The 18887-nt window shown below is 38.8% G+C and carries 19 protein-coding genes and 1 tRNA gene; 8 read left to right on the top strand and 12 right to left on the bottom strand.

Going from position 1 to position 18887, the window contains the following annotated elements; all coding sequences use genetic code 11:
* Positions 1 to 999 precede the first annotated feature (999 nt).
* From Q8S11_RS02860 to Q8S11_RS02905, 10 genes are all read right to left on the bottom strand, one after another.
* Positions 1000 to 1284 carry a hypothetical protein gene (locus Q8S11_RS02860; protein ID WP_305660575.1) on the bottom strand — a complete coding sequence of 95 codons (285 nt, stop codon included), beginning with the start codon at positions 1282 to 1284 and terminating at the stop codon, positions 1000 to 1002.
* Between the two features lie 52 nt (positions 1285 to 1336).
* Positions 1337 to 2053 (bottom strand): DUF4595 domain-containing protein, encoded by a 717-nt coding sequence (locus tag Q8S11_RS02865; RefSeq protein ID WP_305660576.1) that lies wholly within the window; start codon positions 2051 to 2053, stop codon positions 1337 to 1339.
* Between the two features lie 73 nt (positions 2054 to 2126).
* On the bottom strand, positions 2127 to 2309 hold the full coding sequence (locus Q8S11_RS02870) for a hypothetical protein (RefSeq protein ID WP_305660577.1): 183 nt from the start codon (positions 2307 to 2309) through the stop codon (positions 2127 to 2129).
* A 35-nt stretch (positions 2310 to 2344) separates the two neighbouring features.
* The gene (locus tag Q8S11_RS02875; protein WP_305660578.1) at positions 2345 to 2761 is read right to left on the bottom strand and encodes a hypothetical protein; all 417 of its coding nucleotides are present in this window, start codon (positions 2759 to 2761) and stop codon (positions 2345 to 2347) included.
* A 308-nt stretch (positions 2762 to 3069) separates the two neighbouring features.
* Positions 3070 to 3558 carry a hypothetical protein gene (locus tag Q8S11_RS02880; protein ID WP_305660579.1) on the bottom strand — a complete coding sequence of 163 codons (489 nt, stop codon included), beginning with the start codon at positions 3556 to 3558 and terminating at the stop codon, positions 3070 to 3072.
* Positions 3559 to 3613: 55 nt separating this feature from the next.
* On the bottom strand, positions 3614 to 4087 hold the full coding sequence (locus Q8S11_RS02885; protein WP_305660580.1) for a hypothetical protein: 474 nt from the start codon (positions 4085 to 4087) through the stop codon (positions 3614 to 3616).
* Between the two features lie 603 nt (positions 4088 to 4690).
* Positions 4691 to 6523 carry a hypothetical protein gene (locus Q8S11_RS02890; protein ID WP_305660581.1) on the bottom strand — a complete coding sequence of 611 codons (1833 nt, stop codon included), beginning with the start codon at positions 6521 to 6523 and terminating at the stop codon, positions 4691 to 4693.
* A 54-nt stretch (positions 6524 to 6577) separates the two neighbouring features.
* On the bottom strand, positions 6578 to 7021 hold the full coding sequence (locus tag Q8S11_RS02895; protein ID WP_305660582.1) for a hypothetical protein: 444 nt from the start codon (positions 7019 to 7021) through the stop codon (positions 6578 to 6580).
* A gap of 47 nt (positions 7022 to 7068) precedes the next feature.
* Complete coding sequence (locus Q8S11_RS02900; protein WP_305660583.1) at positions 7069 to 8004, bottom strand: hypothetical protein; 936 nt, start codon at positions 8002 to 8004, stop codon at positions 7069 to 7071.
* 80 nt (positions 8005 to 8084) lie between these two features.
* Positions 8085 to 9326, bottom strand: a complete 1242-nt coding sequence (locus tag Q8S11_RS02905; RefSeq protein WP_305660584.1) for a site-specific integrase — start codon at positions 9324 to 9326, stop codon at positions 8085 to 8087.
* A 273-nt stretch (positions 9327 to 9599) separates the two neighbouring features.
* Between Q8S11_RS02905 and Q8S11_RS02910 the strand changes: the two genes are divergently transcribed.
* Positions 9600 to 9674 (top strand) — tRNA-Val (locus Q8S11_RS02910).
* A gap of 368 nt (positions 9675 to 10042) precedes the next feature.
* Complete coding sequence (locus Q8S11_RS02915) at positions 10043 to 10324, top strand: hypothetical protein (protein ID WP_305660585.1); 282 nt, start codon at positions 10043 to 10045, stop codon at positions 10322 to 10324.
* Here Q8S11_RS02915 and Q8S11_RS17805 read toward each other — a convergent pair.
* The gene (locus Q8S11_RS17805; protein WP_371135122.1) at positions 10321 to 10560 is read right to left on the bottom strand and encodes a hypothetical protein; all 240 of its coding nucleotides are present in this window, start codon (positions 10558 to 10560) and stop codon (positions 10321 to 10323) included. The genes Q8S11_RS02915 and Q8S11_RS17805 overlap by 4 nt on opposite strands.
* Before the next feature lie 587 nt (positions 10561 to 11147).
* Here Q8S11_RS17805 and Q8S11_RS02920 point away from each other — a divergent pair.
* From Q8S11_RS02920 to Q8S11_RS02945, 6 genes are all read left to right on the top strand, one after another.
* Positions 11148 to 12125, top strand: coding sequence for a hypothetical protein (locus tag Q8S11_RS02920; RefSeq protein WP_305660586.1), 978 nt, complete (start codon positions 11148 to 11150; stop codon positions 12123 to 12125).
* A 611-nt stretch (positions 12126 to 12736) separates the two neighbouring features.
* On the top strand, positions 12737 to 13090 hold the full coding sequence (locus Q8S11_RS02925) for a hypothetical protein (RefSeq protein WP_305660587.1): 354 nt from the start codon (positions 12737 to 12739) through the stop codon (positions 13088 to 13090).
* Positions 13087 to 13539, top strand: a complete 453-nt coding sequence (locus tag Q8S11_RS02930; RefSeq protein WP_305660588.1) for a hypothetical protein — start codon at positions 13087 to 13089, stop codon at positions 13537 to 13539. Before Q8S11_RS02925 ends, Q8S11_RS02930 begins: the two co-directional genes overlap by 4 nt.
* Before the next feature lie 433 nt (positions 13540 to 13972).
* The gene (locus Q8S11_RS02935) at positions 13973 to 14539 is read left to right on the top strand and encodes an RNA polymerase sigma factor (protein WP_305660589.1); all 567 of its coding nucleotides are present in this window, start codon (positions 13973 to 13975) and stop codon (positions 14537 to 14539) included.
* An 11-nt stretch (positions 14540 to 14550) separates the two neighbouring features.
* Complete coding sequence (locus Q8S11_RS02940; protein WP_305660590.1) at positions 14551 to 14859, top strand: hypothetical protein; 309 nt, start codon at positions 14551 to 14553, stop codon at positions 14857 to 14859.
* Between the two features lie 2 nt (positions 14860 to 14861).
* Positions 14862 to 15077 (top strand): hypothetical protein, encoded by a 216-nt coding sequence (locus Q8S11_RS02945; protein WP_305660591.1) that lies wholly within the window; start codon positions 14862 to 14864, stop codon positions 15075 to 15077.
* A 412-nt stretch (positions 15078 to 15489) separates the two neighbouring features.
* On the opposite strand, the gene Q8S11_RS02950 is transcribed toward Q8S11_RS02945, so the two are convergent.
* Positions 15490 to 18678, bottom strand: coding sequence for a DUF4962 domain-containing protein (locus Q8S11_RS02950; RefSeq protein WP_305660592.1), 3189 nt, complete (start codon positions 18676 to 18678; stop codon positions 15490 to 15492).
* Positions 18679 to 18887: the final 209 nt, after the last annotated feature.

An 18887-nucleotide genomic window follows, 5' to 3' on the forward strand; every position in this document is an offset into this window, starting at 1 on the left:
TGAACAAATAAATCTATTTTTATCACACAAGATCAGCACTGAACTGAAAATCTTCGCCAGCAAAATTGGGAAGTCTACGCCAGCCTTTTAGGTGGTCAGTTTGCTCCGGTTTAGGGTGGTCAGTTTCACCGGTATTTCCACAGACTTGAGAGCTTTTCCTATTACCGTCAATGCCTTTTGGATCTTTCCCGCAATTATTTCTTTAAGAATGGGTGCTGCTACACTAGTGTAGACTATTTTTTCAATATCTTCCATAAAATGATTATCATTAATTGCAACAAGTGTTTTTTAGATTAACCATGAATATAATTATTTAATTTATAGAATTTGGAATTTTACGGGCAACTTGTTGTACCGGTAGTTGACGCGAACATGCATCCACAAAGAATTTTAATCGTAGCGACCTCCCGCGACTGAACGAAGGTCACTGGAGGAAAACTCGCAGAGTGATCCAGTGATATGTTTTCCCTTCAGAAAACACGAGGCTTGGCGGAATTATTGAAACAAATGGAATTGTGGTTGGATGGTCAATAATTGTGACAAGCTGAAGCCTGAGTGATTCGCAGGTCGCAATGCTATTGAAGCGTGAAGACATAACAGGATTTGGCGAAGCCATCGTGTTCTAGATTCAGGAGCTTCTACGAACAGCGTCGCTTGCCGAAAGCAAAGTGAATGACAGACTGCGAAGGGTGAGGCTTGCCCTGGTTGATTAAACCAAGGCAACAGGGTTGGAGCATAGCGCATTCATTTGTAGCGAAGCACTAATGGAAAGCGTGGTCTGGCGTGAGCATTGCCGGCTTAGTAGCAGTGAGTTCCGATCTTCGTGCGTCTGACGTACATAACCCACTGAACCCTCATCAAGGCACTTGCGAGCATTGGCTTTTAAAAGAAACACTGAAGAACATACCTTCCAACACTTCAGACCAAGCCATCACATTCTCCCTGTAAGCCACTAGAGAGGATGGGAATGGGTTGGGATGAATTAAAAAAGGGCAGTTGTTAGCTGCCCTTATAACTTGGATTCTCATCGTACCACTTCGTAAGTTCCGAAAGAACTAGCAATTCATTTCCAGTTAAATCTTCACGCTTTTTGGAACTCAGCTCTGCTAGCACTTCATTGGAAGGCTTACTGAACATGATTTCTTCTAATGTACGATCACCTTCTGCTAAACGTCGGTATGGTCTCTCAATAATCTCAAAAGTTGAAACCAATTGTTTCTTGCGTTTACGAAAAATGAGGTAAAAGATTGCCAGGAATATGATTATAATTATAAAAATCTCCATTCAAATTGATTTTAAATGAACAAGGCAGTTGTTCGCTGCCTTGTTATGTTAATTACTTGCACATATACATTATAAGGTAAGGATTTGAATCACTACGCTTTACAGAAGTGATATTTCCATTCACATCTTTTGTATAGGTAAAACTCACTGAAGTGCCTAGTTCAGTCACCTTAGATACTAAGTTCTTAGATTGCTTTCCAAAGTATTTATCCACCTTGTATCGACTAAAGATGAACGGTTTCTCCATTGGAATACCAATCTCTGCAATGTTTGAGGCAAGTTCGGTTGAATGTTCAACTGTAATTGTAGGGTGATTGCTGAGCTTTCCGCTGCTATTCTTGGTTCCTTCGATTTTAGTTAGATTACCACCAGTATAAGAATAGGTATAAGTATGTACCTCACCTCCACTAAACATAACAGCTTTACTCATGTAGCCATCCATATCATAGCTGAACTCATAGTTTGTAGTAGTGCTGCTTACTGTCGTAGCTTCAGTTACTCTACCATTTACCAATATGAGCTTTATGTTGGGAATTTTGTTTGAACCAAGTATCGTTATCATGTCTTTACTGTAGGTGATGTTTACACCTGCCGGATCAGCACTATTTGATATATTGATCAGTCTTCCTTCTGCATCATACTTATGATTTTCATTAGCTGCTATTGATATCTGACAGGTCTTTCCTTCTACGGAAGGTTCTTCATTGGATTTGCCACAGCTTAAGAAGATAAGGGCAATTGATAATGCTAATAATAGTGCATGTTTCATCTTGTTAATTGGGTTTTGAGTTAATAAATGATTTGAGTGTGTTTACTTTTAAAAGAATATGCTTGAAAAGTGATTAGCCAAAGCAAGCTTTGAACAAGAAGAGCATTAACATCAGTGGCAGGACTATCTTAACGATAATTCCAAAGAATACTGCTCCACCAGTCACCGCACCTTCAATTGCTCCTTCTTTGCTGTCAGTCATAAAATAGGCTACTAAGCCACCTATGACTATAAATAATATTAGAAATCCGATCATGCTTATATATCGTTTGTGTGAGTTGATTTTCTGCCTTATTTAAGTAGTGTTGCGACTTTTTTCTTATTCGCTTTCTGTAGCTGATGGGAGTACATGATGTGTCCTGTTTCTCTGATTAGCACATAACATAATGGATTCTCATAAGCAGTTAACATTCCGTATATGAAGGTTAGAATGATTTCAAGAGTTGCAGGCTCTTTAAACCGAGAGGGAAAGGTGTAAATCTTTTGTAAAGCAGCTTTACAGTCAAGAGGATAGTTATTCATTCCATTACATATTTGATCACCCAATACTTCAACTGCTGCTCTTGTCTTATCCAGAAGGGTATTATCGGTAAAATTCAGAAATGGATCTTTCTCGATTTCTTTTAGGAAATTATTAATAATTGAGATTGAAGTGATGATATCTGCAGCGATTCGATTAACTCGCTCAGGATTTAGAGTAGTGGACATTTGTTACTGTGTAGATTACCGAATAGTCCCACATCGGTTGGTTAGTAAACACAAATAGCGCAGGGAACTGAACCAATCCGCACTCAGAGGTTCCTAGGAGGACCCATTGCAACGGACGGCCCAGCACCTACGCTATTATGCGCAGGCGTTGGATCAATCCGTTCTTGTTGCAATTTGAAATTTTCCTAGGATTCCTGGGTGCAAGAACTGATAGCTAACGCTATATTTTTAATAATTTATGATGGTATTACTGTCTGTTTCTTAAAATGATGTCTATTTCCCCGAAATTAAGAAGAATAATTATCAATCTAAAGAACAAAGACAGAACGAGGGTTATCACTGCTCACCACAGCAAAATATCGAATCAAATCTAAATTGCTTCGCTCTCTCATATACTGCAACAATCCATCCTTCTTAAGTAACTCTCTGATCTGAGTTTCAACTGGGCAATTGTTAAATCCAAATTCAATCCACGCTTTTTTGTCAAACTCACAGATGAGATTGAAGCAAAGGTTAGGTGTGACGAAATCATGAATTGCTTCACAGCAAGTCCGGTCACCCTTTCTGTCCTTTTCATAAACTGTTTTTTCCCAAGGATCAGCATGATCAATTAACAGTTGTTTGATAGTATTCAAAATCCTGAAGTAAGCACCCTCAACAATTTCTAATCTCATTTCTTTTAATGGTTCGCCACAGGATTTGACTCTTTGGAAATTCTTTCTCAAGATACCTCTGAAGGTTAATGGTGGTGCTTCAGATATCTGGATCTTTGGCTGGTATAATGTCTCTTTTGCCATTTTCTTTTATAAGTTAAGGAATGATAAGAGCCTACCAAAGCAGGCTCTTTTTGAATTATTGTTTGTACTCTTCCTCATGAATAGAGGTAAAGGCATTATCGCCATTTGCAAGACGCGATAAAAAGAACGATTGAACATTCCCGGGACTATTGATCCGTATACTGTCTTCAATGTTTGGCTTATTCTTCTCTTGCATTGTGCATTTAAATAGCTGCCTGATTGCCCGATTAGAAAGTCGTTGTCCGAACTTTGTGATTGATTCCTGGTCTGGAGTGAAGTATATGATTTTGTACCCAAATTTATTGGTCGTCAAAGTCAGATTCCAGAAATAGCAGATGCATTCGCTGTTCAGGTTCGTTTCCTTACCACTAGCTGAATGATCGACCTGGATAAAGGTTCTGTACTTCTTTGCTTCAAAGGAACCAAGCAATTTTGATGTTCCTTTAATGATCTGCAAAAAAGCTTTTTCAACCTCATTGTTTCTAGCTTGTAATTCAGCAGTCTTAGCTGCGTTGTCAGTTGTTTCCATGATTTAATGTCAAATGGTTAATGAATAATAAATTGATTGAGTAGAAGGACTTAAAAGGGCATCAGAGAGGGACTGAAAGCAGGTTTGCTTGTAAAATAATAAGTTGAAAATGCCACTAAAAATGATTGGGAATCATTTGAAATAAATTTGTCAGGCACTACTTATTGAAGCTAAAATGAGAGGAATTTGAAGGTTTCCTATTAGGCGGGATTTTTTTGTTTGTAGACTGCCTCTGTGACCGAAACACTGATATAATAAATCGTTTTACTCGATAGAAGGTAAGGGGATAAGATCTAACTGGGCTATATGGTCGGAACACACATAAAATTATTGTAGAACTTCTATATATACTTTGAAGCCTAATTTATCGATACAGGAGGGGCTAACAGAATTGACAAGCTAGGGAGGATGTTTAAAAGGCTGACTTGCAGCAAAGAGAAACCACACAAAAAAACCTGCACTAAGGCAGGTTTATCTGTTATCAAATGAGAGGTACATTTAAGGGTCAAGCCAGAAAAATTGATTTTTTTGTAAACTCCCTATATAAATGTAATTTTTTTGTTTTTTGTGGCTTCTTAACATCTTAATAGATGGATAGATTGATTATTCTAATACGTTTACATCCAACGAATAAGCTTCTATAATGATTCCAGATTGCCTAACACCTTTAACAGTCCTTCGGACATGTTTGAGCTTGAATCGTCCTTCAGAACCTAAATCCGAAGGATGTGCCTTCTTTATCTCACTTGTTTTAGGATCTTTGATCCCCAATTTTTTATAGAATTCGTTTAGCTTCGATGTTATGTGAGCATTTGTGTAAAAAGTATCTTTTTTAAAAGCACCTTTACATAGCTTTAGGAATTTAATTTCAGCCGATCCATTTTCTCTTATGATAACCTCACGCTGAACTTTCTTCACATTATATTTTCGATCAGACATTTCTTGATCATTCATTAAAAGGAAGGCTTGATAGGCAAGAGGGTTGCTTTCTTTGATTAATTCCGTTTTCCCTTTCCCAAATGTGAACATTAACGACCCAGAAGTCTGACTTTGCAGTAGTTTTAATTCTTTATAATCTTCTTCCAGTATTTTAGCCGCTGACTTTCTTTCCTGTTCAGTTTTTGAAACCAGTTTTAGATCAGAATATTGAACCTCGACATCATAATATGCTGCTTCCCAATCCTCCTTAATGAACTTGATACTTTTATAAATCTCATTACTAGCCGACTCATTAATCTGCTGATCTAGTTTATAGAGATTTAATGTAGCCAATTTTGTTTTCTGATCTACATCCGCAAACTTCTCTGCTCTGTTATCACCTTTGAATTTATCGAATTCAGCATTCAGTATATGTTCATTGTTACTTTTAATAATTCTTAAAGCATCGCTTGTATATCCGGCTTTGTACTGTTCAAGAGATATTTTAGTATCCTTGTGCTCATGGTTACTTATATGTATAATTTGAAATGGTTCATTTCGTAATCTTCCAATAGCCTGTTTACCCTTACTGGCAACTCCAACCTTAGTATGTTCTTTATGGCAGTCTGTAACTAGCACCATTGTAGCACCCTTATCGTAAAGATCCCAACCCTCGAAATATTTGCAGGTATAGAAGTTGATTTTCTTATATAATCCCTTTCGTGGTTCTGCTATGAAATGCTTTTGGAGATCCCCTAATTTTTGCATGTTTTGGCTATCCTTATCATCAGCACAGAATATATTGCATTCCTCGAGTTCTGATTGTAATACAGCTCTTTTAATTTCAGTCACTGAATTATAGAAGATGTGAATATTGCCTGGGAATTCGTTTCTATTGGCTATTAGATACTCCAGAGTTGCAGTAACACTTACTGCATTGACAAGAGTTACCTTTCCAAGCTTCTCAGTAAATTTAATTTCATGATAATCCAAGGATTTAAATCTAGGATCTGAAAAGAAATAGGGAGTAGCAGAGATGATAGATTTGTTATTGAAATCCCAAAAAAATTCGAATGGTGCTAATATATTTATTCGATATAGCTCTGAGATAAATGTATGCGATTCGTCAAGAAGCAAGAACCAATTAGCTTTTATATGTTCTGCTTGTGATTTTGAAGCTAACCTCATAATGCGTTTCATCCCTTCAGGAGTAGACATAATCTTTATACCAACTTTATCATCGTTAAGAATCGATGAGATTTCAGAATCGCCAATATTTCCATACACAATGTAATCGGGTCTATCCGAGATTCTTTCTGAGGTATATTTGCCTAGAATGATACTGATATTGGGTACTATTATCAATGTAGTTCTAGTCTTCTTTTCCAGTTCAATTGATGTGCCTCGTATTGCACACCTTCCTTTGTGAATAAACGCATTGACTGGAAGTCCATCTCTGAATATATCGGACATGAATGTGTCTGTAGTTACCGTATAATTAGTAGTTGTTTTAAACATTACAAAAAATTTTTAATAAATAAAAAAGGGTGGAGAGAACCTCCACCCAGATTGTTAATTTTCAGATTCAGTTCGCACAGTCATGCTATCACCATCCTCGATCCTGGTGGCCTCCTCTAATAATTGTTGATGAGTAAAACGAATGCTCACTTGAGCTGTTTGATATTTCTGGAAGAACTCAACCATCCTATCTGAAAGTAAGATAACTTTGTGCTGTTCAACTCCACGAGGAAGTTCAAACTCGATCCATAAATACTCCTTCTCATCCTTATCCAGACCCGGTACAAGGATTCCTTTAATCTTTGTACCAGATCGAAGCCGATCCCAGAGAGCAGCTTCTTTCTGTCTCCGTTTCGGAGACATTGGTACGGTATAGTCTAACAGTAAAGTAGCACTGAATATACCTCTTTCAGGATTAGTTTCTAAAAACATATCCTTTGCATTGTAGACTGAATCCGAGCCTTGCTCAGATGTCAGTCGATTATTAGATTTTTGCATACTGCAATTATCTGGGTATAGTTTACTACAGAAAATGATTCTAAAAATTATCTTATCGGATTGATAAACAATAGCTTACGCTTATTTACTTTGCGAAGCAGCATTTTATCTAATGCATCCTTTTCATTTGCTGTTGGCTTTTCCGAGTGAAATTTATAGGGCAGTCTGGATTCTCTGGTTTGTAGACCCGTAAGGAAGAGTACATCAATGACAAAACCTAATTGATCGTAAGACCAATATTTATCAGATGTTTGTTTGATTGAGGTTTGATTCTGGAGGTAATTAATTATAGGTATTGCTATTGAAAGGATAGCTCCTTCTATAATAGCTTTTTCAGTTAATTTAATAAATGACTCTGTTGGTGCAGACAGAACGAATTTTTTTACTTCTCCGTCAGGAATTATAGATGAACTAATTAATTGCAAACCCAGTGACATTGGGAATTGACCCTTCTCAATTGCTTCAACAATAAGGTTTTTAATCCAGTCAGTAGTTTCTTTGTGAGTGAATTTAAATCGAACAGGCTTTCGTCGACTCTTAATAGGCTTAAGAAGATAATCAGACTCAATGTTTCCAACTTTCTCTTCAAACGTTATTGTGAAGTGGGAATTAATATTTGCTGCCAAAGCAGATATATTAGTATCAAATTCTTTTATGCGTTCCGTGCTCTCTCTTCCTGGTCGTTCTATGCCATTTACTCTTTGCATCGTATTAGAGTAAGTATAACTAATAATGAAAAATAGGTTGTTAATGTGCTCCTTAAGCTCATATTTATTAATGATCTTTTCTAAATTACTACAATAACTTCTTCCTTTCTCCTGAGTTAAGAATGGAATGGATACTTTTCCAACAGATTTATACAATCTCACTTCTTTGTTAAATTCACCCTGACTCATGTTCGGAAATAGGTAAGGTTTAATAATTTTAAAGTCGGGCATGACATTGATCCATACTTCACCCAGTCTGTTAGTTTCGTTATTCATTTTTCAATGATTCAGTATTATTAGTGGACAAAGATATGCGCACAACTCTTATATTGGGTAATTGACACCCTCATATTCCTTTAAGATTCTAAAATACTGAGAATGGAATCTTGTACTTTTTCATTCAATTCATCAATCACACTCTGCTCAAAGTTGTCCAGATAAATGTTGGTGATTTTGTTTCCGTATTCATGTCCCATTGCTTCAGCAATCAATTCATTTGAATAGCCTAATCGTTTTGCAGTAGTTGCCCAGCTATGTCGTGCAACGTAGGTAGTTATCGTTTCATTAATCTCGCATTGTTTTGCCAGCTCCTTCATCCACTTATTTGTCGTTTTAATCCACTGGTGTATTCTCTGATTTGCAATTAAAGAATCTTCGATTACAGAAACCGGTAGGATTGGCAATAGATACTTCTCATTTCTTCCCTTGTATTCATTGATAATTCGATGTGCTAATGCAGTTAATTTGATGCTGTATTCCTTCCTTGTTTTCCTCCTTCGGTAAACTATTCTTCCTTTTATGATATTAGATGGCTTGAGATAAGCAAGATCCGTGAACGAAACACCGATAAGTGAAAAGCTGAGGAAAAAGTAGTTCCTTGCATGCCATTCCCTTGTATTCTCTTTTAATTCATGTCGGTAAATCTTACCAAGGTCATTAGCTAATATTGCTCTCTTTGCTGTTCTTTCGGACTTAATTGGGACCTCAGTAAAAGGATAATAGGATCTGTCGATGATCTTAGCCTTTATAGCTCGATTATAAATAGCTCTTATGGTTCTGAGGTAGTTACCAATTGAATTCTGTTTAACACCTTTTGTTATGAGATGCCTTTGAAATGCCTCCAGAAACGTATAGTCTATCTCTTTGAATTTCAAATTTCTATTATTTCCGAATCCAATCAATCTGTTTGAAGCAGTCTGATATACTAATGCGTTACCTACTTTATTGATTGCGAATAACTCATTTATAATCTGAGTTGAAAATTCATTAAATGTGATGTTGGTGTTTATTTTATAAGGGTTAGCCTTTTCATCTAGGCTCTCTTTTAGAGTTGTAAATGAGAATTCACCTATATCATCTAATTGATGGATAGCCTTTTGAATCTTTAAATAGAATTCAGAAATCGTTTTATTTAGTAGCTGGAAGTTTGGATTTGACTTGTTGACTAACTGCGATTCTGAATCCCAGTGCTCTTTTTTAACTCGTATACCAGTTGTTAATGTAGTGTTGTTCTTGTTAAAAGTAACCCGGACAACAATCGGGTAAGTTTTCTCTTTTGTTTCTCTCTTATCGTTGAGAGTAAGTTTGTAATAGACCATAATTTAGGTGGTTATGGTCACCTGTAGACATAGAAAATTTACTATCTATTTACTATCGCTATACTCTTTTCAGCCTTTTATTCACCAAAATTTACTATCTATTTACTATCGGTAAGTAGGTTATGTTCTAAGTTAAGCGCTCGTAATCAGTTGTTAAAAATGAGAATAAAGACGTCTATAGAGTCATAAATACCTCGTTTCAAGGCAATTAAACAAATTTGCAAATTAATTTTGCAATCCACCTCGCTACTCCTATATTTGCAGTCCCAAAGCGGGAGATTAGCTCAGCTGGTTCAGAGCACCTGCCTTACAAGCAGGGGGTCACTGGTTCGAACCCAGTATCTCCCACATCGGCCGCCGAAGCCTTAGCGAAGGAGGCCATCGGCCCACCTACCATGAGTAGAAGGTCTAAGAAACAAAACCCTTCAGATTAATTTCTGAGGGGTTTTTTGTTTTCAGCGGGTTCAGATCATTAAGATTATATCGGGAGTTATCACTGTTTGTACATAGTATCTCTCCCAAATAGTAAACAACGTACGAGAACTTAGCCCACCTTGTTTTTTTGTTTTTACCCCTCCCTATTGCTCCTGTATTATAGATAATTGAAGCTGTTTATATTATTGTAATTCTCAATGTTGTTCCTGTCGTTGTTCCTGTCGTTGTTGTTGTTGTTGTTGTTATTATTGTTATTATCTTTGAATATATAACTTAAAGTTATGGCAACAACAAAAGCATCTAGGACTAAGGCTTCTGATACACGTGCAACTGGTAGTCGGTCTGCAAGGATAGCAAAAGCGCTTAAAGGTGGCTGGATTCATGGGATTGCGAATGCAGCGCCTTATAATACTCGTTCAATGACGGAAAGAGATCCTTATGAAGTGTCAACAGTGATTGTTTTAAAAGTCAATTCAAGTCTGGATAAAATAGCTGCTGGACCATTAAATGCAAAGGCTTTAGAAGCGAAAAACATGTTTGCAAAGTATCGCAAAAATCATTAATCCTCTTTTCGAGTGAATATTAATGCGGTATAGTTTTTTCCTGTTTTAAATTTCTCCCTGGTCTCAATATTATTGTCATTGTCGATTATTAGGCCTTCTATAAAAAAGGTTTTTGATAGTATTGACAGGTATTTATTTACACCTATTTGATATTTCCGGGAACGTACTGCGTTACTTCCCATAAAGAAAATTTTTCGGTCAGAGAGCCAGATTGTACAGTTGTTCCTTTTGATCAATACAGTTAAAAACCGCTCTTTTTTTTAAAATATTTTTACCTACACTTATGAAGTCAAAGACTTGGAAATCAGATGATGTCTCTAAGTTAATGTATGGGTTTATTGACATGAGCCAAATTTAATTAATTTGGTAGAGACCTTGAATATAGCTGAATAGAATTTGACTAAAAAGTACTCTTTTTATAAGTAGGTGCAATCTCATTTTTGGATTTACCAAAGCGGGAGATTAGCTCAGCTGCCTGCCAGTAGGCAGGGTTCAGAGCATCCCGATTACATCGGGAGGGTCAAGGTTCGAACCCACTTCGACCGCCATAGCTTTAGCGAAGGAGGTCTTCGACTCTCGCTACAGGAGGTCCAGGAAACAAAACCCTTCAGATTAATTTCTGAGGAGTTTGTTGTTTTATCGCTAAGACACAACATCTCTAATCTCTTTTTGTTTGTACCTCTCTGGTTAATTAATTGTCAGGATGATAGCTTTCTGAATATTATTTTAGCCTTAATTGAAACTTTTATTATTTTTATTCATATAAAGGAAAGATATCGGGTATAGTTAATTCAATATTTATAATTTCATAAGCCCTACTAATATGTTTGCCCGTTCAAAAAAGGCACAGTTTACACCTTCAGGCACTGGAACAGTACAGCAAAAAGGTATCTCAATGCCCGCAGTGCCGTATTTAAATGCTTCTTTGGGTAAGAGCGAGAAGGTGACACAGCTTATGTATAACAACAGTGCAGGCCGTGGCCAATTCTGGCATGCCCGCAATGCTTTGGCACCCGGAGAACGCAGGTTTGATCCAACAGACTTACCTGCTGACTTTAAGCAGAAATCATGGCGTGGCAACCCCTTAGCTCAGGACCGGATTTCGGCATTTATAAGTAACGGAAGGCTTGATGCATCTTTACCGGATAATTTGGCAAAACAGGCTTATTTAGGACCTGCAGGACGTGGGGAGCGTGCAATAAACATAGAACTACACGACCGGATTTATTCTGAACATGTCGCTGAAACCAATGCAAAGGCAGAGGCTGAATCGCTTCGCAGATATAATGAAGCACCGGGTAGTTTAGGCCTAAATTATCCACGCACTTTCAGTTGGGTAATCGGTGGAGCAAAATCAGAATTCCGATCTGCGGCACGTTCCCAGATTAATGCCGGAAAGGCAGTCGCTAGTATATATGGCGGAGCTCAGCAGCTTGGTCTTAACTTAACTTTGTCAACCCGTCAGGTGGACCTTGAACGGAAGTCGTTTAAAACCCGGCCTGAAGCAATACATGCTGGTGCACAATCTATTTTGGCAGAAGAGGGAAGTTCAGTTAGGGTTACCGGTGTAGTAATTGAAAAAGGCGGAGGTAATGCAGTATCTTCATTTACCGGGCCATGGAATGTTGCAAATAATACATGGCAGGTCTATCACTATGCTGCGGGAGGTGCCAATGGAGCAGATGCTTTACTACCTGCAAACAAATTAGTAGGATATAGAAGTCCGGCTCATGGTACAGAAGCATTAATCAATGCTACAGAAATGCCACATGCAGGAGTTACAGAAGCTGGTTTTGAATAATCTAATTCGACATTCCAATTGGCATCAAATGTGGCATTTCCTTCTTTAGCTCCTTTCTTCTGTAAGTATTACTTAGAAATTGGAAATGAGTATGAAGCGAAACAAATCAGCGAATAGCCTAAATTCACAAAATACAGCACCGGGTAGGATCGCTGTGAAGACTCTTTTTTATCTAACAATCCGAATAGACCGCTATGCTTAACTCTGCAGATTGGTTTCTGGCTTGAATGTAAAGCCGTAGTAGTTGTTACCGCTAAGACCTTTGTCGATTTGCCTGATAATCCTTAGAAGAATCCAGTTCACTTTACTCTTAGTATAAATACTTACTTTCTGATGTCATCAGGGATTTTAAAAATTACAGTTCAGTAGCATTTAGTGATACAATTAGAAGCAATCCAAAAGAAAGCGTATAAACTATACAACAGCGAATTACCAGCACCGGGCATTGCAGTATCATTTCACCATCTAGCCCTTAACTTTATATAATTCCTTCTCCTTTTATGCGCCACCTCTATTAAACCCGATGACCCAAATCAATCCCATCAATGACCAATGTCATTATTATCAGGTATTTAAATCGCCAGATTTACAATCTGTAAAAGCTTTTATAGATGAAGCACTCTCGCAAAGAGGAAACAAATTTAACCCTGATCAAAATTGCACATACCTTAATATGGGTATTTTTCAATATTGTTATTTTCTATATGCTTTATGCTGTCATTATAAATAAACTGGATGTATGGCTTTGGCTGGGTTACGGACTCATTGTTTTAGAAGGCATCATCTTATTGATCTTTAATAAAATGTGCCCATTGACCATTATGGCCCGTAAATATTCCTCCTCCCAAAAACATAATTTCGATATCTATCTGCCGGAATGGCTCGCAAAGTATAACAAGCAAATCTATTCCGGCATTGTACTCATTACCCTGGTGCTTACAGTTTATCAGCTCTACATGAAATGAAAACAAAAGCTTTATATTTTTTAATTTTTTTACTGGCTTTTTTGGGTTTAGGCGCCATTGGTGGTGGGGGAGTACTGATTCTTTCGCCTTCCGGCCAATTAATGGGAATGCCACTGTCTTTGTTGGAACATTCGCCTTTTACCAGTTTTTTGATACCGGGGATCATCCTGTTCACCATGCTTGGCCTCGCCCCATTTCTGCTGATATTCGCTTTATTAAAGAAACCCGAAAGCAGCTTCGCTGAAATGCTCAATTGCTTTAATGATATGCACTGGTCCTGGACTTTTAGCATCTACATGGCCTTTGTTTTAATTATCTGGATACAAGTCCAAATGGTCTTTTTACAAACGGTAAGCTGGCTGCATACCTTTTACATCTTTTTGGCCCTGCTTATACTTTTCGTTTGCTTATTACCAGGATTGAGGAAAGAGTTTAAAAAGGCAGATTAATAAATATCTGGATCATATTTTCTGGTTAGAATGAGGTTCCAGCTTTCGCTGGAATGACAATCCGGGGGGTGGAATAGGGAGATTCCGGCCTTCGCCGGAATCTGAGTGGTATTGTTACTAGTGCTTTTTGGGCCCCTTCGATCCTGACGAAAGTCAGGATCTCCCCAATACTAAAAAAATGCATGTCATTCCAGCGAAAGCTGGAACCTCCCGACTCTTAAATAATGACATTTCCCCTTTCAGGGTCGAAGAACAAAATTTTTACCGGATCACCCAGATAATTGTCAACCCGATAACTATCAGGCCTCAATTGTCAATTGTCAACTGTCAATTGTCAACTGGTTTGAATCCTATAATCAATATTTCAAAAAAATTAAAAATAATTTGAAATGTTTTAACACCTCAATCGTCTACTTAATAAACCCGCAATAAATTGACAGCAGTCGTAATACCCAAGGAGAAGAACCAGCGTATTTTACAAACGATAAAATCGTATGGTAAGGGGCTCATGGGCTTTATCAGGAGCAAGGTTAATAGCGAAGAGGATGCGGAAGATATTATTCAGGACGTTTGGTACCAGTTTACTGCAATAGTAAATTCTGAGCCGATTGAACAAACAGGCGCCTGGCTATACCGGGTGGCCCGGAACAAGATTATCGACAAACATAAAAAGAAAAAAGAAGAGCTGTTTGATAACCTGAATGATGGCAAGGAGGATGATACACCGGATTTCAGGGCAATGCTCCTCACAGAGGCAAACACTCCTGAAACTGAGTACTTCCGCAATATGTTCTGGGAGCAGTTATTTCTTGCTCTGGAAGAGTTGCCCAAAGAGCAGCAGCAGATCTTTATCTGGCAGGAGTTGGACAATATCCCCTTCCAGAAAATAGCAGAAACTACCGGGGAAAACATTCAGACCCTGGTGACACGCAAACGCTATGCTGTACTGCATCTGCGCAAGCGCTTAAAACAATTGTATAAAGAGATTAATGATTATTAAATTTTAGAATTATGAAGAAGATATTTTACAAAGGCCGTTTTGTGTTTTTCCCCCTGATCGGGATTGCCTTCCTTTCACTGGTAAGCTATGTAGTGATGCTGCTCTGGAACAATTTGCTGCCCGAGATACTCGGTGTCAGGGCCATTACATTCTGGCAGGCGATGGGAATATTTATCCTGTCCAAGATACTTTTTGGTTTCGGCAAGGGCGGCAAAATGGGCTCCTCCTGGAAGCGCGGAAGAATGGCCGAACGCTTTAAGGAAATGAGCCCCGAAGAGCAAGATCAGTTTAAAGCGAAAATGCAGCATTGGAAATGTTGAAAATGGAAGTTTTGATATTTAAAACCAATGTAAGCAAGCAATCCGACGTGAGCAGCCTTCAAAATCTGCTTAGCAGACATGCTCACATTCTACAGGTAAGCGTAGATCTGGAAGATTGCGATAAGGTGTTACGGATAGTAGGTAATAATCCTTCGCCCACACAGATTCAATTAGTGGTGAGTTCATTGGGCCTGACCTGTTTGGAGATGGAAGATTAATCTTGTCGGGGAAAATGAGGCAGCTGGCTGTTTGCTATTAAGAAACTCATTTTTAATTAAGGCCATATATTTTTACTTTTTGGGATGAAACCCTACCTACGCTTGTTTGACTTAACATAAAAATATCAACCGATAAAAACTATTTATCAATACAATATTCCACCAAAGGGAATATCCAATTAGTTGAATCTTAAATTGGTACGAAGAATAAACAAGCTTATATTACAAAAATACCAGTATAGAATATTTATTCTGATTTTTTGACCAGTTTGGTAATTTCGAGAACACTATTCGTGATAGAACCGGTAATGGTTACTTCTTCGCCAACAAAGTTTTCTGCTTTTTTGGAGCCCTTGATCGCATAAACTTTATCGCCACTTACAAAAACAATTTTGGCGCCTTTCTTCCTTCTCTATTTTACTGTCATGCTGGTTCTGCCTTTAGGGACCTGCAAGGTTAATTTTTTCGATGCCTGATCATATTTCCATGTTCGGATTGCGGATCCGTTCAGCAGTACTTGTGAAGGCTGTTTGTCATAAGTAATGGCAATTGAACCATCCTTCTCTGTACTTAGTTCAAGATTTGTTCCGTTTGATCCGAATTGGACTGCAAAAGTCACAGGCACTTCACTCATTACATAAAGGCCATCACCGGAAAACTGACTGCCTTCAAAATAAGCTTTTAAGAGTTTTCCGGAACCATTATAGGATACGGTGAATTGCCTTGCATCTGTATTGAAACCTGCAATTGTACCTGAAGAATTGGATGCCGTTCTGAAATAGCCATGATCAACAGCGTCTGGCCGCTCAACTTTAGCGCCAATCCAACCACCTTCATTAATGGCAGTTGTTTTTGGCCGGGCAGTATAAGTGCCGGAAGCTGGTTTTGCCTCAGGCATGATAACGGCAAGGAAATTTCCCGTGGTAAGTTTAGGCTTACTGGAAATTCTTACAAAGCTCTCCGAATCTTCGTATTTATCGGTAATCCTTCCATTCACTATATCAGAGGAGACTACATCAAGTGTAAGACGTGCATTAGGACGGTCAACCGTTAAACGTTGATCTGCAAACTTCATAGAGCTTTTACCATCATTCATTCCTGCATGAAATAGCCAGTCGTAAACATGGCCCTCCGGAGATTTGCTTTTTACCTGGTCGAACATGAAAAGAGGCCCAGTTTTCGTATATAACAAGGTACGGGTATACTTATCGAGTTTCCCCTTATAAACCGACGACAGGTCGCCCGACATTTCATCTGTGATTTCACTTGTAAAGCTGTGGAATATCCTCGGCCATTCCCGAAGGGCAGCGATACCGTTGTCGTAATGTGCCGGCTTCTGACTTTCAGGGTCATGATCAACCAGCATTACATTGTGCCCGATAGCCTGAATATTGTAAGCAAGGTAATCGAAATCGTAATAATGCCCGCCACCGGCTCCCGGGTCAGTCAGAAGTGTTTCTCCATTGGTCATGATCTGGAAACTTCCCTGGTCATAATGAGCATGATTTGAATTGGGACCCAGCTTGGTACTGATTATGGTTGAGGCATCATCCCAGCCTGAGCGCATAAGAACTCCCTGTGCATTGAACAACTTTGATGTCGGCAGGTTTTCTCTTGTCTGCGGACTAATATCATCTCTGTACCAGAGGTAAGCAAAGTATCCACCATTTCCAGCTTCCCAGTACGGTTTTACCCAATTATAAATAAGAGGATTGCCGGTGCGCTTGGTTAACCACTGATAATGCAACTGACTTCCATACTGGGTACTTGAGCCATTGGTTCCGCCGCCGTCACCATAATCCTGCATTTTTCCGCTGGAATGGCTGGCCTGTATCGGATATTTATAAACATTCTGAAAGTTAGTTGTAGTGGTCAGGTCAAGTCCGAAATTCCGTTCGAGGGCTGGCAGAAGCTCTGCAATATCTCTGGCTGCCATATTCAGGTATCCGCTCTTTGGCTCGGCGTAGCTTCCGTCCTCATAATAAGTTTTATCTAAAAAAGCTTTAGTTTTTGTGATAATACCTGTAAGGTAGGGCTCTAATGCCGGATTTGATGGATCATCACCGTAAATGGCGGTAGCTGCCAGGCCAAAACCTGCGACTATTACCGCAATATGATTGGTTTGCTGTGAAGGCATACGGTTCATCTCAACCATATCCCTGTGAAACATCTTTAAACCTTTTTCCATGATTGCATTCCTGACAAATGCACGCTCTTCTTCCGACAGCAAATCATAAATCAGATCATATCCAATCCCAACCGGCTTGATAATGTAACCTACGGGGTAATAGGTCCAGAATTTACGTTCAAGCATCCAGTTATTGTTCCATTTTTTAAATGCACAAAGCTTCAAAAGCGCCTCTTTGGCCTTTTGCCCTGCAGCAAGATCACCTGCAAAGGCATATCTTAAACTTCCATCATGAATGACATTGCCAAGCCTGTTGGCACTCGTCCTCCAGTTAGGCGGAGAGATTACAGAAGGTGCAAATGGCGGACCTGTTAATGTTTCGGTTGTATTATCCTCGGGCTCATTGATCGCACTGATGTCTACATTCATGAAATTTTTATTTTCCAGCGCTTTGTCCAGAATGCGCCTGGCGACCGGCGACTTTTCATTGGCTATACGGCTTTTAAGTTCATCAGCAGAGAAAAACAGACGCGGGTGTTCATTTACCTTTTTACCTGGTACCAGGAAGCGGAAGGCATGTTTTGTTGCTCCTCCCTGTTCATTTTGACCCTGCAGCCTCATTTCCCATTGTCCGCGCGCATCCTTTTCAGTCAGTTTGTAGATAGACTCATTGACCCATTCGTTTCCGCTTCGTGTAAATGAAATGTTGTCCTTAACAATTTTTCCCTTGCTATCAACAAGGGTGCCCTTTACTGATTTAAGTGAAATCCCATTCTCGGGAGCTGCTTTCAGACTGATGTTATCTCCGTAGAAAAAATGCCTGTTCAATATGGATATATCAAACATATCGAGATCAGTGGAAGCTGGGGCAGATGCGATAAAGCGGCTGTCCCGATCTCCGGTGATCTGAATATTATCCATTAACATGGTGTACGTATATAAATAATAAACTGGAGGATAGGTACCCTCTAAGGTTATGACCTGAATATGCTCTCCGGGATTAAGAGCCTGGCCGTTCAGTTTGAATTCACTTGCCGGAATATCCAGCTCAAGCCAGCGATTCGCAACGGGATTCTTCATCGTATACATAAATCGTCGGCCATCAAAAGTTCCTAAAGAAATCTCCAGCGATTCCGGATTACGGTCGCCTTCAAAATAAATGGCAGCTTTTATCCTGGAAGCAGCGTTTGTATAAAAATTCAGGCGCTTAGTAAATCCGGTATACAGTTCTGTATGATAATAAGCTCGCACAGGTCGCGCGAGTGCATAACTGCTGTTATTATGTGTTGGTGTTTTCCGTGCAAAGTAAAGTGCATCAAACCCGATATCCTGCTGATATGGATAAGGCTCCCAGCCATACAATTCCCCTGTTTCAAAATCATTTGAAAGGGTATACGGTGTGCGCAGGGAATTTTGTCCACAGACACTATTCAATAGTAAAAAGGAAAGGGCAAAGACATACAAATTTTTCATCTGTGTACGGAATTTAATGTGAAAATTGAATATACCTCGTTTAGAATTTAAAATCGGCCATAAACACCCCCTTAATGATAAAGTTACAATTTGGTTGTTGCTTACAATGTAAGAGTGAATTCTGTTCCTATACCTACTTCGCTCGCAACAGTTATACTTCCGCCTGTTTTCTATTCTCCATTTCCCATTTCATTACCTTAACTTTACCT

The sequence above is a fragment of the Daejeonella sp. genome (genome assembly GCF_030695525.1).
Lineage (GTDB): Bacteria > Bacteroidota > Bacteroidia > Sphingobacteriales > Sphingobacteriaceae > Daejeonella.

Excerpts from the sequence above, each read along its gene's own strand:
- Q8S11_RS02865 (WP_305660576.1), bottom strand. The coding sequence starts at position 2,053 with ATGAAACATGCACTATTATTAGCATTATCAATTGCCCTTATCTTCTTA.
- Q8S11_RS02915 (WP_305660585.1), top strand. The coding sequence starts at position 10,043 with ATGGCAACAACAAAAGCATCTAGGACTAAGGCTTCTGATACACGTGCA.
- Q8S11_RS02890 (WP_305660581.1), bottom strand. The coding sequence starts at position 6,523 with ATGTTTAAAACAACTACTAATTATACGGTAACTACAGACACATTCATG.
- Q8S11_RS02860 (WP_305660575.1), bottom strand. The coding sequence starts at position 1,284 with ATGGAGATTTTTATAATTATAATCATATTCCTGGCAATCTTTTACCTC.
- Q8S11_RS02880 (WP_305660579.1), bottom strand. The coding sequence starts at position 3,558 with ATGGCAAAAGAGACATTATACCAGCCAAAGATCCAGATATCTGAAGCA.
- Q8S11_RS02895 (WP_305660582.1), bottom strand. The coding sequence starts at position 7,021 with ATGCAAAAATCTAATAATCGACTGACATCTGAGCAAGGCTCGGATTCA.
- Q8S11_RS02885 (WP_305660580.1), bottom strand. The coding sequence starts at position 4,087 with ATGGAAACAACTGACAACGCAGCTAAGACTGCTGAATTACAAGCTAGA.
- Q8S11_RS02920 (WP_305660586.1), top strand. The coding sequence starts at position 11,148 with ATGTTTGCCCGTTCAAAAAAGGCACAGTTTACACCTTCAGGCACTGGA.
- Q8S11_RS02950 (WP_305660592.1), bottom strand. The coding sequence starts at position 18,678 with ATGAAAAATTTGTATGTCTTTGCCCTTTCCTTTTTACTATTGAATAGT.
- Q8S11_RS02875 (WP_305660578.1), bottom strand. The coding sequence starts at position 2,761 with ATGTCCACTACTCTAAATCCTGAGCGAGTTAATCGAATCGCTGCAGAT.
- Q8S11_RS02905 (WP_305660584.1), bottom strand. The coding sequence starts at position 9,326 with ATGGTCTATTACAAACTTACTCTCAACGATAAGAGAGAAACAAAAGAG.
- Q8S11_RS02925 (WP_305660587.1), top strand. The coding sequence starts at position 12,737 with ATGAAGCACTCTCGCAAAGAGGAAACAAATTTAACCCTGATCAAAATT.
- Q8S11_RS02945 (WP_305660591.1), top strand. The coding sequence starts at position 14,862 with ATGGAAGTTTTGATATTTAAAACCAATGTAAGCAAGCAATCCGACGTG.
- Q8S11_RS02900 (WP_305660583.1), bottom strand. The coding sequence starts at position 8,004 with ATGAATAACGAAACTAACAGACTGGGTGAAGTATGGATCAATGTCATG.
- Q8S11_RS02940 (WP_305660590.1), top strand. The coding sequence starts at position 14,551 with ATGAAGAAGATATTTTACAAAGGCCGTTTTGTGTTTTTCCCCCTGATC.
- Q8S11_RS02870 (WP_305660577.1), bottom strand. The coding sequence starts at position 2,309 with ATGATCGGATTTCTAATATTATTTATAGTCATAGGTGGCTTAGTAGCC.
- Q8S11_RS02930 (WP_305660588.1), top strand. The coding sequence starts at position 13,087 with ATGAAAACAAAAGCTTTATATTTTTTAATTTTTTTACTGGCTTTTTTG.